Origin of the sequence: Synechocystis sp. IPPAS B-1465 (genome assembly GCF_003015225.1) — a bacterium.
Classification (GTDB): Bacteria; Cyanobacteriota; Cyanobacteriia; order Cyanobacteriales; family Microcystaceae; genus Synechocystis.
In genome coordinates this window covers 2370121-2382610 of the sequence record NZ_CP028094.1, presented here as the reverse complement: position 1 = coordinate 2382610, position 12490 = coordinate 2370121, and the positions used below count along the sequence as shown (strand labels likewise).

Genomic DNA, 12490 nt, shown 5'->3' with positions numbered 1-12490 from the left:
CCGAGGGCAAAATCTACTCACAGCATTTCCTCAACTTTGGTGATAATGGCTTGGTGTAGTTGCTCCACCGGCAGGCTGGCATCCAGGCGACAAAGTTGGCCCTGGTAATGGGCAAAAATTCTGTCGTAATTGCGGTGGACACTGATTAGCTTTTCCCGTTGTTCGTAACATTCCCTCGGGGCTTGGTCCTCCAGTTGCTGGCGATCGCCAAGGCGTTGTAGGGCCAAATCCACCGGGAGGTCTAGGTAAATTACCCAGTCAGGCTGGGGAAAAGATTGATTTAAGCGTTGAACAAATTCCCAGTCGGCCTCTGTGTGGCAATTATAGGCGAGAGAAGAAAAATAGTAGCGGGTGGTGATTACGTGGCATTGTTGGGCTAATTTTGCCTCCACTCCATCCCCTGGATGGTAGAGATGGTAATGGCGATCGGCAGCGAATAAATAACCCATCTGGGCTTCAAATTGTCGGGCATCGTTGTAGGTAAATAAATCTCCCTGTAAAGCTTGGCGAATTAAGCGGCCCACGGGGCCATTGGTGGGTTCCGGGCTAAGCACTGCGGCCAGGCCTTGGCGCTGAAAATGGGCCAACAGGAGATCCCCTTGGGTGGTTTTCCCTGACCCGTCAATGCCTTCTAGCACAATAAATAATGCCGCCATGATTGTTTTTCCCAGTTTTAGAGAATTTCTTCCTTTTCCAGATGGGCCTTGATTTCCCTTGGCGATCGCCACACCGGTCGCAGTTGATTTTTACTGTAAAGTTCCAACTGGTCACCGTTATGGGGGGAATCGGGCTGGCTGGCATTGCCATAGACCAAAATACTCTGGCCCCGGGGGCGATCGGCAAATTCCACTAAGCTCAGGTAACTATCTCCGGCCACTGCTTGAAATCTTTGGTTGGCAATGGTGCTGAGGGCCAAGACCCGAAAACTGCCTAGGTTACTGGGAGCACCGTTGGCAGGAGCAGTAAAATTCCCGACCTGCATTTGCACTACTTCTCCCCAACTGATCGCCAAATCATCGTAGAGAAATTTCACCTGGGCCGCCACCCCTTCCAGCACCGCCATGAACTTGTTAATGTCCGCCATGCCGCTGGGGGTATTGAGGGGGTCAGCGGGATTCCATTGACCGCCCAAAACTTTATCTGCGCCAATGGTCAGGGCCCAGAGCATAAACAATACCGCTCCCCTACTATCGGGGTTAGCCTGTTTGTCCCAGGCCTGGAGCACTTCCGCCGCTTCAATACCAATGGGGTTAGCCAAGACTTTAGCGGCCGACACCAGTAGAGGCACAATGCGATCGCCTAATTCCATCTGGCTGTCAAAGACTTTTTGCTTAAACTGCTCAAAAGTTAGGGAAGAGTTATTTTTCAGCAATTTAATTGACCGTTGGGTACGCAGCAAAGAAGGAGCAAAGCTTAGATCCGGCGCGGCCAGACTGGGAGGATAATCCGCCGCATCCAACTCCGGGGGAAAGGTGCTGGTCCAGGGGGGATCATTGCTGTTTTGGAGCCAACCACTGGCGGGGTTCGTTAGCTTGGGCAATTGTTCATAGATGTAGTAATCAGAGTTTAAATCGGCACTGCGGTTAATCGGCTGCAGACGGTCCCAATCTTGCCAACTGCCTTCCCTGATAGGGGTCAAAGTATTGTATAGATAAAAAATATTGCCCTGGCGATCGCTGTAGAGCACATTGAACATGGGAATTTGTTGCTTTTGCCAAGCCGCTTCAAACTGTTCTAGGGTTTTGGCTTTACCCATGTGCAAAAACTGACTGATGGCCCCACTGCGGTCCAAACCAGGAATTTTGAGGGTGTAAGCATTGCCTCCCCGCTGGGCCACCACAATGCCCGTCACACTTTCTAGGGCTTCCCATTGCAAAGTTTGGTAACTGCCATTGCCCTGGAGAATTTTGACTTGATTATTACGGCGATCGAAGGATTTAACTTCCCCGTCCCATTCATAGCCCCCTTCTGCCAAAGTAAGGGCATATTTGCCCACGTTATGGGGATAATTGACTGTTAAGCTCCAGCCCAAATCATTGTTAAAACCCATGGCCGGCACAGGAGTTCCCACAAAGGCCGCCCCGGTCAGATCCATGCCAGGGGCCACCAATTGGGCCTCCGTTAAACGAAATTGCCCCCCCCAGGGTAAATGGGGATTGATTAGTAATAGCCCATGGCCTGATTCAGTTTGCTTAGGGGCGATCGCCCAGGCATTGGAGGCAATGGGTACGTTAGCTTCTGGTATTTGTCCTGCGAGGCTAGCAACGGCTTGGGGATTAGTAACAAACTCAAACAGTAATAATCTCTGTACATGGGCCACCACATCCTGGGCTGTGATGGGCAATACCTGGCGCAAACTGGGCTGACTGAAATCGGGATGTTGTTGGAAATAATTATTGATACCCTGGGCAAAACTTTCCAGATCACGGCGCATGGCTGGGGTTTGGGCATTTAACCACACCTCCGATCGCCGAGGGATATTCATCGTATGGACATACTGATCATTGTCAAGGTAATCAATGCCCCAATATTCCGCTCCTTTGCCCCTTGCTTCCCCATACAAGGTGAGGAGTAAATCTCCGTGGCCCCGGGCCTGGGCCCAACCAAAAGCCTCCATTAACTTGGTTTCATTGGCAGCAAAAATATGGGGTACTCCCCAGCTATCCCAAAAAATTTCCGTTTTACCATTGGCCCACACTGGGTTACCAATGCCCAACCCCACTGTGAGAACGAATAGTAATACCAGTCCTACGCCCCGCCGTAATTTACCCCGTATTTGCACCAGCATTGGTCCTGAAAATCTCCGTTGGCGGTTCAATTCTAAACGAAACTACAATAGGGGTTTAATAATTTTGATCAGAGTTTGGGCGGTTTGTTGATATTCCTCCTGGTCAAACATTTGGTTCGCCAAGGCATTGAGCTTAATTTCCACCTCGTTGGGCCGCCTACGACTCAGGATAAGTTGCTCTACTAGGTCATCTAGGGCATAACTACGCACTAAACTCCAGTCTGGGTTATGTTCGTCCCAACTTTGGAACAACACCGAAAAAAGTAAAACTTTTGCCCGCAAGGGATTGGTATATTGCATAATCTCTGAGCGGATCTCAAACAGGTTGTATTCCTTCTTCTCAGTGTGGGCTTGGAGGGGGGTACCCGGAGGAGAGGGGACCACCGCCCCCAACACCGTCAGAATTGGTTCACTTGGGCGGGGCCTGGGGGGAGGAGCGGGAATGGGCAACGCGTCAAAATCAACGATGGATGTGGCCAGGGATTTGAGTTGGCTTTCCGCCGGGCTAGGAGAGTCAGACGCCATCAAATTTGCTTGGGTTGCCTGGTGGGATGGCGACGATTGTTCTTCCGACCCAGGGCCACTGTCATACAAGCCCTGCATTTGCTCCAGAATTAACCTGGCGATCGCCAGATAGAAAGTAGTTTTGTTGATGTTGTTGACAATCTGACTAAAGCCTTCCTGTAACTGACCAGGGGTAGGATAACGTTGCCGCAACTCCAACAATAAGTTGGCTAGCCCCACCTGTTCGATCGCCTGGAGATTGTTTTCCCAATAACCCCGGGCCACAGCAAAAATTAACTTTTGAATACGGGCTTGTTCCCGATGCTGCACCAGAATGTGAGCCACTTGGGTGGCCACGTATTGGGGATCCACCACCCTATGTATGGGAGCTGGGGTTTCAGTTTCCATGGGCATCGCGGCGATCGCCCCATCCTCGCCCTTAACATCTTCTGGTATAGCTGTTTTTCCATAGGCCGTATAAATTGGCCCCAACTGGTCCAGTATGGTTTTAGCCACCGCCGCATAAACCTTAGGGCGGTTGAGGGTTTTGACTAGCTTATAGAGGGAAAAGGTAAATTGTTCGATCGTTGGTTTTTGTACTACCAACTCCATTAGTAGGGCGTCCAAACCATTACTGTCGAGCACATTGGGATCATTTTCCCAGTATTTTTTCGACAAACAAAAGAGTAACTTTTTTATCCTTTGCCCCTCATCCTGTTCTTCAAGATAGTGGGCTACATCAGCCAGAGCACTAGGGGGAATAGACATGGGAGCAAAAAAAAGACCAAAAAACCGTCTTAATCAATAAGACAATGGAACCAGCCCATACCCAAGCTTAACGGAATATGGACAGAAAAAAGCAGCCGTCCTGCAATCAAGACAGCTACCAGAAGAGGCTTGGGAACGCACCAAAAATCCTAATCGTTTTGCAGAAACAAAGGGATGCAGTTTAGTGGACGACTAACTTCACGTTGGCGTTTTGTAAGCCCCGTTGTTTTACCTCGGCCAAGGTTTGGTTAACGGCATACTTCTGGTTGATGGAATTGATCAACTCAGTCTGATTATGCTTTTTAGCCACACCCCAAAGATCAGCGATCAAGTCGAAGGAACCATCACTGTTGCGGGACCAGCCTAAATCGTAGTCACCATCCAAAACGGCTACAATGTCAGCCCGGATGCGTTGGCCATTGTAGCCCCGCACATCAGCTTCGGTCTTGGTGGTGATACCGAGGTCATTGAGGGAAGATGTTAAAACTTCAGCGTTCGTGATCTTAGTACGGAGAGTGCTGAAATGAGACATGGTGGATTTCCTCCAGAGAAAAAAGTCAACAACAACAATTGAGAAGTGGGAAATGCCGCCATCAAAACGGCTTATCTTAAACTACTAACCCAACGGTTAGTCTTTGCTCCTGCGGGAACAGGAGAAAGCTTGTTAGAACTCCAGTCGCTGATATTCAGCCACAGAAGCGGAGGCAGGCCGAGCCCTTTGTCGGGCCCAGTCACGAAGCGCGGTGACCTGCTCTACCATAGTGCGCGACAGGGGCAACGTCGATTTGATCGCTGCGATAATGTCGAGCTGGTTAAATTCTCTTTCTTGGGCAAAGGCTTCGTACATAGCCGCTACGATCGCCTGCTCAATCTCTGCTCCGGAAAAACCGTCGGAGGTGCGGGCCAATTCCCCCAGGTCAAAACGGGAAGTGTCTTTGCGCCGTTTATGGAGGTGAATGCGGAAAATGGCTTCCCGCTCTTCGGAAGAAGGTAGGTCAACGAAAAAAATCTCATCAAACCGTCCCTTGCGGAGAAATTCCCCTGGCAGGCGATCGACCCGGTTGGCCGTAGCCATAACGAATACAGGGGAAGTTTTTTCCTGCATCCAGGTGAGGAAACTACCAAAGATGCGGCTGGAGGTACCGCCGTCGGAATCCCCGGAACCGGCTCCCCCGGCAAAGGCTTTGTCCAATTCATCAATGAACAAAATAGCTGGAGAAATGGACTCGGCGGTTTTCAAGGCGTTGCGGAGATTAGCTTCCGATCGCCCCACCATGGAACCGTCGTAGACCCGCCCCATATCCAGGCGTAGGAGGGGCAAACCCCAAAGCCGGGAAGTGGTTTTGGCAATGAGGGATTTACCGCAACCGGGCACCCCCAGGATCAGCATGCCCTTGGGTTGGGGCAAACCGTACTCCCGGGCCCTTTCCGTAAAAGCGTCGGAGCGTTGGGTTAACCATTTTTTCAGTTCCTCCAATCCCCCTACGGCCCGGATGGTTTCATCCTCCTCAATGTAATCAAGGATGCCGTTGCGGCGGATTAACTGCTTTTTCTCGGAGAGGACAATTTCCACCTCCCCTTCGGTTAACTGGCCTGCTTTGACGTAGGCTTTGCGGTAGACTTTTTCCGCCTCATCTTTGGTTAATCCCAGGGCTGCCTTAAGGAGTTTTTCCCGGGAATCTTCTCCCAGGGCATGGCGAGACTTACCCAACTGTTGCCCCAGCACCCCATCGAGGGTAACCAAATCGGGCAGGGCAAAATCCAACACCACCACATCCTTTTCCAGTTCAATGGGGGTTTCCTGGTAGGGAGACATGAGTATGATCGCCTTTTCTGTGCCCTTAAAGCTGGCGATCGCCTCCCGTAACCACCGGGTCACCGCCGGAGACGAGATGAAAGGATGGAGGTCTTTGAAAATGAAAATGCCCGGTTCCTGGCGCACCACCCACTCAATCGCCGCCTCAGGGGAGATGGTATTGTGGTGGGTTTTCTGTTGGGCAACGCCGTATTCCCGGAAGCCATGGGTCACAGTCCAAACAAATAGCCGCTGGTGCCGGGTGACCTCCTGAACGATGCGGTACACCGCTTGCTCAGCCCGTTCTTCCTCAGAAGTAACGAGATAAATCAGGGGGTATTGAGCTTTCAGCAGTACACTCAGCTCTTCTTGCATGGGTTCGACCAAAAATTGAGGGAAGGAAAGGAATGAACAGGAAATCGATGTGAATGATTTTGCCTAGGGCCAACTGAAATGTTGGTCGACTTAGCAGGGAATCAGCATCTTTTCCCCATCAACATCGGCGGTTGCCGGAGCATCCTCCACCAGAGGTAGGGAAGACTCTTCGTTGTCGTTCAGGACACTGGGCTGATCCTTCAGGGACATCATCTGTCCGTCCCGCATCACCATGGCAGCGTCGCATTCGGGGCAGATATGTACTTGATGGGTTTTGCCATAGGCGGACTTTTCTTCGGCTTCGACCTTGTCCGGGTGCTTGAGGTAAAAATCAATGGCCCGTTCTACGATCGCCGACATAGATTCAGCGTCAATGGCTGAGCGAATTCGGAGTTGCCGATGGATGCCCGGCGGCATATAAAGTGTGACCTTTTGCTTGTCCTGCATATCACTAATGATTAGGTTACCCATCGGGTATAGTACCCCAATTTAATCACGCGCCACTATCCTGTCAAGCCATTAAGCCACTATGCCTGCATTTTTGTAATATTTTGTTACAAAAGCCAAATTACCCAGGAAATTGTCGCTTCAATTACAACCGCTGCCCCCGTTTCCTTCCAAGCTGAATAATGGGACCGTGGCCAAGGGTTAGCGACTGGAGTTGGCAAAACACTTTCACTCTGCAAATAGCCAAAAACTGATCACCAATGGCACCATGGCCCAAGCCTAGACCACCATCGATGGGGAACCATGCAACTTCAGAGCTACGACCCAGGCAATTTCTACGACGAACTTTTTTTCGCCCCAGGACAACCCCGACCCCAGGCGGCTCCCCTCATCGACTGGATGGGGCAGTTATCGCCGGAAATTCTCAGGCAACACCACGAAACGGCCCAAATTGCCCTTTTTAACCTAGGGGTCACTTTTCGGGTTTACAACGATGACCAGGGAGTGGAGCGTATTTTCCCCGTAGATATTATTCCCCGCATCATTGCCGAAGCCGAATGGCGATCGCTCGAAAAAGGTTTGAAACAGCGCATCAAAGCTCTGAACTGTTTTTTGACCGACATTTACGGCCCCCAAAATATTGTTAAAGACGGCATTGTGCCCCTGGACATTGTTGAATCCGCCAGTGGTTTTCTGAAGCCCTGCATTGGTATCAAGCCCCCCGCCGGAGTGTGGTGTCATATCACTGGCACTGATTTAGTGCGGGATGGCGCAGGTAAATGGTTTGTGCTGGAAGATAACCTGCGGGTGCCCTCCGGCATTTCCTACGTCTTGGAAAATCGGCGGGTAATGAAAAGCACTTTTCCCGATATGTTCCAAACTATTCCCATCCAACCGGTGGACAGTTACCCCAGCCAATTACTGGAAACTTTGCTGAACCTGGCTCCGCCCCACTTAGCCGCCCCGGTGGTGGTGGTGTTAACCCCTGGTATTAATAATTCTGCTTACTTTGAGCATTCCTTCCTGGCTCAACAAATGGGGGTGGAGTTGGTGGAAGGTCGGGATTTAGTGGTGGCCGATGGCTATCTACAAATGCGTACCACCAAGGGTTTACAACGGGTGGATGTGGTCTATCGCCGTCTGGATGATGATTTCATTGACCCAGAGGTGTTTCGGCCAGACTCCCTTCTGGGAGTACCAGGGTTGATGGAAGTGTATCGCCAAGGGCGGGTGGCCCTGGCCAATGCTCCCGGCACGGGCGTGGCGGATGATAAGGTCATCTATGCCTATGTGCCAGAGATGATTAATTACTATCTCAAGGAAGAACCCCTCTTGGCCAATGTGCCCACTTATCTTTGCTGGCGAGAAGAAGATAGAAATTATGTGCTGGATCATCTGGCGGAATTGGTGGTCAAATCCGCCAACGAAGCTGGGGGATACGGTATGTTGATGGGCCCCAGTGCCAGCCCCCAGGAAAGGGCCCAGTTTGCCGAACGCATTCGCCATAATCCCCGTAACTACATTGCCCAACCGGTGCTAAATCTTTCCCGAGTACCCACTTTGATCGGCGATCAGGTGGAGGGTCGTCATGTGGATCTCCGTCCCTATATCCTTAACCGGGGCGATGAAATTTATGTCCATCCCGGTGGCTTGACTAGGGTTGCCCTCCGCAAAGGTTCCTTGGTGGTCAACTCTTCCCAGGGCGGCGGCAGTAAGGATACCTGGGTGTTGCAAGGTTCCACGCAATAATGGCTTTTGTAGCCCTGACAACCCGGCGATCGCCAAAGCGGGGTCAACGATCTTGGTAGAATGGCGAATGTATTCTGGATTACCCCGGCGATCGCCACTGTCCCCGAACAAATATGTCTCTATTTGATTGGTTTGCCAACCGTGAAAAAGCTGAGCCCCCAGTGCTCCAGCCCCAATCCCCCCAGGAAAGGGAGGTGGCCGATGGTCTCTGGACTAAGTGCCCGGCCTGCGGTGTGTTGACCTACACCAAGGATCTGCAGGGCAATTGGATGGTGTGTGTCGAATGTGGGCACCATCTCCGGGTGGACAGTGACGAGCGGATTCGCCAGTTGATTGACGCCAAGACCTGGCAACCCATCAATGAACATTTGCGGCCCACCGATCCCCTCAAATTTAAAGACCGCAAATCCTATAAAGACCGCATCCGCGATACCCAAAAAGCAACAGATTTGACGGACGCAGTGCAAACTGGCCACGGTCGCCTTGACGGTCTACCGATCGCCTTGGGGGTAATGGATTTCCGGTTTATGGGCGGTAGTATGGGCTCCGTGGTAGGGGAAAAACTATGCCGCCTAATTGAGTACGCCACTTTGGAAAGATTGCCCGTGGTAATTATTTGTGCCTCCGGTGGAGCCAGAATGCAGGAAGGCATGCTGAGCCTAATGCAAATGGCCAAAATTTCTGGAGCTTTGCAAAACCATCGGGAGCAAAAGTTACTTTACATCCCTGTGCTCACCCATCCCACCACTGGCGGGGTGACTGCCAGCTTTGCCATGTTGGGGGATTTGATTTTAGCGGAACCCAAAGCCACCATCGGTTTTGCGGGGCGGCGAGTGATTGAGCAAACATTGCGGGAAAAGTTACCCGACGATTTTCAAACTTCCGAATATTTACTACACCACGGTTTTGTCGATGCCATTGTGCCCCGTCCCCAACTGAAAAGGACTTTGGCTCAGTTGATTAGCCTACATCAACCCTTTTATCCCATTTTGCCCCCCCTCAATGCTGACTCCAATCAGGTGAACCCAGAGTTAGTGCTCAGCCATACGGCCCTGGCGGTGGATAATCAAATTTCCGTCAATCAAGATGGTTAAAAAGTATCTACTGATGGCGATTCAGCTTAAAAAGACTAGAATTCAATGGGTTCGCATTAGCTATTAGCTGTACTTGATGATAATTGCTATCATCGCTGGTGGAAAAAATGCTGCTCCGGACTAGGCAACTGCTAGAACATGGAAATAATTACATTGGCGATCGGCGGGGCAATTGGTTTTGGCATCGGGGCGATCGAACGGTTTCGGCTCAATAATAAAATTAAAAAATTGCTCACTGGGCTGCCGGATACCCAGGAAGTTTCCCATTCCCTGTCCCTTGTGTCCCTGGTGCGGCGAGAAATTAATCACTTAAATGATCTCTGTGCGGAATATCTAGATACCATTGCCCATTGGCGGGGAGTAATGTCCCTTTCTCCCCTCGGTTATTTATTAATCGATCAGGAAAATAATTTGGAATGGTGTAATCCTGCGGCTGAAAGTTTGCTACATATCCGTTATTGGCAACCGGGGGAACGCAGGCTTTTTTTGGAGTTTATTCGCTCCTACGAATTGGATCAATTAATTGAGTGTACCCGGCAAACCCAAACTAACCAGACTCGGGAATGGTCATTTTTTCCTCCCCTCACCGCCGCCATGGAAGGTTGGGGCAATCACCGCCCACTAACACCAGAGTCGATTCTTCTCAGGGGATCGGGATTTCCCCTCAAAGAAGGCAAAGTGGCTGTATTTGTGGAAAATCGCCAAACTTTAGCGGCCCTGCGCCAGGGTAGGGATCAAGCTTTTTCCGATCTGGCCCACGAGTTACGAACCCCTTTAACAGCGGTGGCTTTGATTGCGGAACGTTTACAGGCTCGACTGCCCGCTGAAGATGGGGACTGGGCCGAACGGTTGTTGAAGGAGATTTCTCGTTTGCAGAATTTGGTGGAAAGTTGGCTCCATTTAACCCAAATAACCGCTAATCCCAATCTTTACCTCGAGCCAGAACCGATTAATTTACGCCATTTACTCGCCATTACCTGGGAGCGATTAACCCCGATCGCCGTGGTAAAAAATATCACCCTGGATTACCAAGGGCCAACCAAGTTGAACCTAGAGGGGGATGGCGATCGTCTGATGCAGGTATTGATGAATATTTTGGACAATACGCTGAAATATAGCCCACCGGAAGGGACTATTTTTGTGCAGGGTCATCAAGGCACAGAAGGGATCACCATGATTATTAGGGATCAAGGCCTAGGATTTCAACCAAGGGATTTACCCTACATTTTTGAGCGACTTTATCGGGGTGATAGTTCCCGTGCTCGCCTACATCCCGATAGTCAACGCCATGGCAGTGGCCTGGGTTTGGCGATCGCCAAGGAAATTGTCCTGGCCCACAGGGGAAATTTAACCGCAGCTAACCATGAAACTGGGGGAGCAATGTTCACCATTGAGCTGCCCTATGAACCGAATATGGATGAAAATCCCTAGAATTCGACCAACAGAAGGTCAAGCTATGCTTAAAAAAATCCACAGACGTTAGAAAATTATGCTTCAAAAACTCGAAGCCATATTTAACGGGACAGCCCTTAAACTGGAAGTTCCCATAGACTTTACCGCCTACACTGAATAGAAGAGCGATAATTTTAAAATGGTGGCGGACTAAGCAATCCAAACGGTTTTAGCATTGACAAATTCTAAAATGCCCATGCGGCCAAGTTCCCGCCCAAAGCCAGAGCGCTTGATGCCTCCAAAGGGAATGCGGGGGTCAGATTTAGTCATACCGTTAATGAATACAGCCCCGGCTTCTATGCCCCGGATTAGTTTTTGTTGATTTTCCGGGTTAGTTGTCCATGCACTGGCCCCCAACCCAAAGGGAATGTCATTGGCCAAGGCGATCGCCTCCTCTAAATTATCGACAGTAAATCCGAGGGCCACGGGGCCAAAAAATTCCTGACGGTAGGTAGGGGCGTTGGGGGGAACGTCGGTGAGCAGGGTGGGAGGATAGTAATTTCCCGGTTGGTCTAGGGCTTGGCCGCCACAACGACAGTGGGCTCCAGCAGCAATGGTTTGTTCTACTTGCGCAACAATGTCCGCCAAAATATCAGGGGTAGCTAGGGGCCCAATATCGGTGGTTGAGAGGCTGGGATCTCCTACTTTAAGAGCTTGGAATGCTTTGGTTAAACGTTGGAAAAATTCCTCAGCAACACTGGCTTGGACAATGAATCTTTTAGCGGCAATGCAAGATTGGCCGTTGTTTTGCATCCGGGCTGGCACAGCTACTTTTAGGGCTTGGTCTAAATCCGCATCTTCGAGGACGATGAAGGGATCGGAACCGCCCAATTCCAACACGGTTTTTTTAATTTGCCCTGCGGCGGCGCTGGCGAAACTAGCTCCAGCGGGTTCACTACCGGTTAAAGTTCCTGCTTGGATGCGGTCGTCGGCCATCAACTCACTGGCCACTTTGCCTCCAATCAATAGGGTTTGAAACGCTCCTTCGGGAAACCCGGCGGTTTGGAAAATTTCGGCGATCGCCAACGCACATTGGGGCACATTGGAAGCGTGTTTGAGCAGACCCACATTACCGGCCATCAGAGCTGGGGCCGCAAAACGAAACACCTGCCAAAAGGGGAAATTCCAGGGCATCACCGCCAAAATTACCCCCAGGGGCTGGTAAGCAATGAAACTCTGGCTAGCATCGGTGGTCACCACTTCATCGGCTAAGTATTCCTCGGCTTTGTCCGCATAAAAACGACAGACCAGGGCACATTTATTCACTTCGGCGATCGCCTGTGGGATCGATTTGCCCATTTCCAGGGTCATCAGGGCGGCCCATTCATCCCGCCGTTGTTCGAGGATATCCGCCGCCTTTCTTAACCATTGCCCCCGTTGAGCAAAAGGTAAATGGCGAAAACTTTGGAATGTTTCCTGGGCCAAATCCAACTTGGCATTAACTTCCACCTGACTATGGGCGATGAAAGTCTGCACCGTTTGGCCCGTGGCCGGATTAATAGTGGCGATCGCCATGGG

At 50.8% G+C, this 12490-nt stretch carries 10 protein-coding genes; 3 read left to right on the top strand and 7 right to left on the bottom strand.

All coding sequences use genetic code 11. The features are described from left to right. Window positions 1–17: 17 nt before the first annotated feature. From tmk to C7I86_RS11140, 6 genes are all read right to left on the bottom strand, one after another. On the bottom strand, window positions 18–656 hold the full coding sequence (tmk, locus tag C7I86_RS11165; protein WP_020862197.1) for a dTMP kinase: 639 nt from the start codon (window positions 654–656) through the stop codon (window positions 18–20). 17 nt (window positions 657–673) lie between these two features. Then, on the bottom strand, window positions 674–2788 hold the full coding sequence (locus C7I86_RS11160) for an acylase (protein ID WP_010873326.1): 2115 nt from the start codon (window positions 2786–2788) through the stop codon (window positions 674–676). Window positions 2789–2830: 42 nt separating this feature from the next. Beyond that, complete coding sequence (locus C7I86_RS11155; protein ID WP_010873325.1) at window positions 2831–4060, bottom strand: hypothetical protein; 1230 nt, start codon at window positions 4058–4060, stop codon at window positions 2831–2833. A 181-nt stretch (window positions 4061–4241) separates the two neighbouring features. Next, window positions 4242–4592: a DUF1257 domain-containing protein gene (locus C7I86_RS11150; RefSeq protein ID WP_010873324.1), complete on the bottom strand. Its 351-nt coding sequence runs from the start codon at window positions 4590–4592 to the stop codon at window positions 4242–4244. A 132-nt stretch (window positions 4593–4724) separates the two neighbouring features. Beyond that, complete coding sequence (locus C7I86_RS11145; RefSeq protein ID WP_010873323.1) at window positions 4725–6230, bottom strand: AAA family ATPase; 1506 nt, start codon at window positions 6228–6230, stop codon at window positions 4725–4727. Between the two features lie 90 nt (window positions 6231–6320). Beyond that, window positions 6321–6701 (bottom strand): hypothetical protein, encoded by a 381-nt coding sequence (locus C7I86_RS11140; RefSeq protein ID WP_010873322.1) that lies wholly within the window; start codon window positions 6699–6701, stop codon window positions 6321–6323. A 279-nt stretch (window positions 6702–6980) separates the two neighbouring features. On the opposite strand from C7I86_RS11140, the gene C7I86_RS11135 reads away from it, so the two are divergent. The 3 genes from C7I86_RS11135 to C7I86_RS11125 all read left to right on the top strand — a co-directional run bounded on the left by C7I86_RS11135 (window position 6981) and on the right by C7I86_RS11125 (window position 10951). Then, entirely contained in the window at window positions 6981–8426 is a 1446-nt protein-coding gene (locus tag C7I86_RS11135) for a circularly permuted type 2 ATP-grasp protein (RefSeq protein ID WP_010873321.1), read from the top strand. 113 nt (window positions 8427–8539) lie between these two features. After that, window positions 8540–9520: an acetyl-CoA carboxylase, carboxyltransferase subunit beta gene (gene accD / locus C7I86_RS11130; protein ID WP_010873320.1), complete on the top strand. Its 981-nt coding sequence runs from the start codon at window positions 8540–8542 to the stop codon at window positions 9518–9520. A 138-nt stretch (window positions 9521–9658) separates the two neighbouring features. Next, window positions 9659–10951, top strand: coding sequence for a PAS domain-containing sensor histidine kinase (locus C7I86_RS11125; protein ID WP_010873319.1), 1293 nt, complete (start codon window positions 9659–9661; stop codon window positions 10949–10951). Window positions 10952–11122: 171 nt separating this feature from the next. Here C7I86_RS11125 and C7I86_RS11120 read toward each other — a convergent pair whose 3' ends face one another. Then, the gene (locus C7I86_RS11120; protein ID WP_010873318.1) at window positions 11123–12487 is read right to left on the bottom strand and encodes an NAD-dependent succinate-semialdehyde dehydrogenase; all 1365 of its coding nucleotides are present in this window, start codon (window positions 12485–12487) and stop codon (window positions 11123–11125) included. Between the last annotated feature and the right edge of the window lie 3 nt (window positions 12488–12490).

Bases quoted from the DNA above. Each gene is read 5' to 3' on its own strand.
- accD (WP_010873320.1), top strand. From the start codon at position 8,540: ATGTCTCTATTTGATTGGTTTGCCAACCGTGAAAAAGCTGAGCCCCCA.
- C7I86_RS11135 (WP_010873321.1), top strand. From the start codon at position 6,981: ATGCAACTTCAGAGCTACGACCCAGGCAATTTCTACGACGAACTTTTT.
- C7I86_RS11125 (WP_010873319.1), top strand. From the start codon at position 9,659: ATGGAAATAATTACATTGGCGATCGGCGGGGCAATTGGTTTTGGCATC.
- C7I86_RS11155 (WP_010873325.1), bottom strand. From the start codon at position 4,060: ATGTCTATTCCCCCTAGTGCTCTGGCTGATGTAGCCCACTATCTTGAA.
- C7I86_RS11150 (WP_010873324.1), bottom strand. From the start codon at position 4,592: ATGTCTCATTTCAGCACTCTCCGTACTAAGATCACGAACGCTGAAGTT.
- tmk (WP_020862197.1), bottom strand. From the start codon at position 656: ATGGCGGCATTATTTATTGTGCTAGAAGGCATTGACGGGTCAGGGAAA.
- C7I86_RS11120 (WP_010873318.1), bottom strand. From the start codon at position 12,487: ATGGCGATCGCCACTATTAATCCGGCCACGGGCCAAACGGTGCAGACT.
- C7I86_RS11145 (WP_010873323.1), bottom strand. From the start codon at position 6,230: ATGCAAGAAGAGCTGAGTGTACTGCTGAAAGCTCAATACCCCCTGATT.
- C7I86_RS11140 (WP_010873322.1), bottom strand. From the start codon at position 6,701: ATGGGTAACCTAATCATTAGTGATATGCAGGACAAGCAAAAGGTCACA.
- C7I86_RS11160 (WP_010873326.1), bottom strand. From the start codon at position 2,788: ATGCTGGTGCAAATACGGGGTAAATTACGGCGGGGCGTAGGACTGGTA.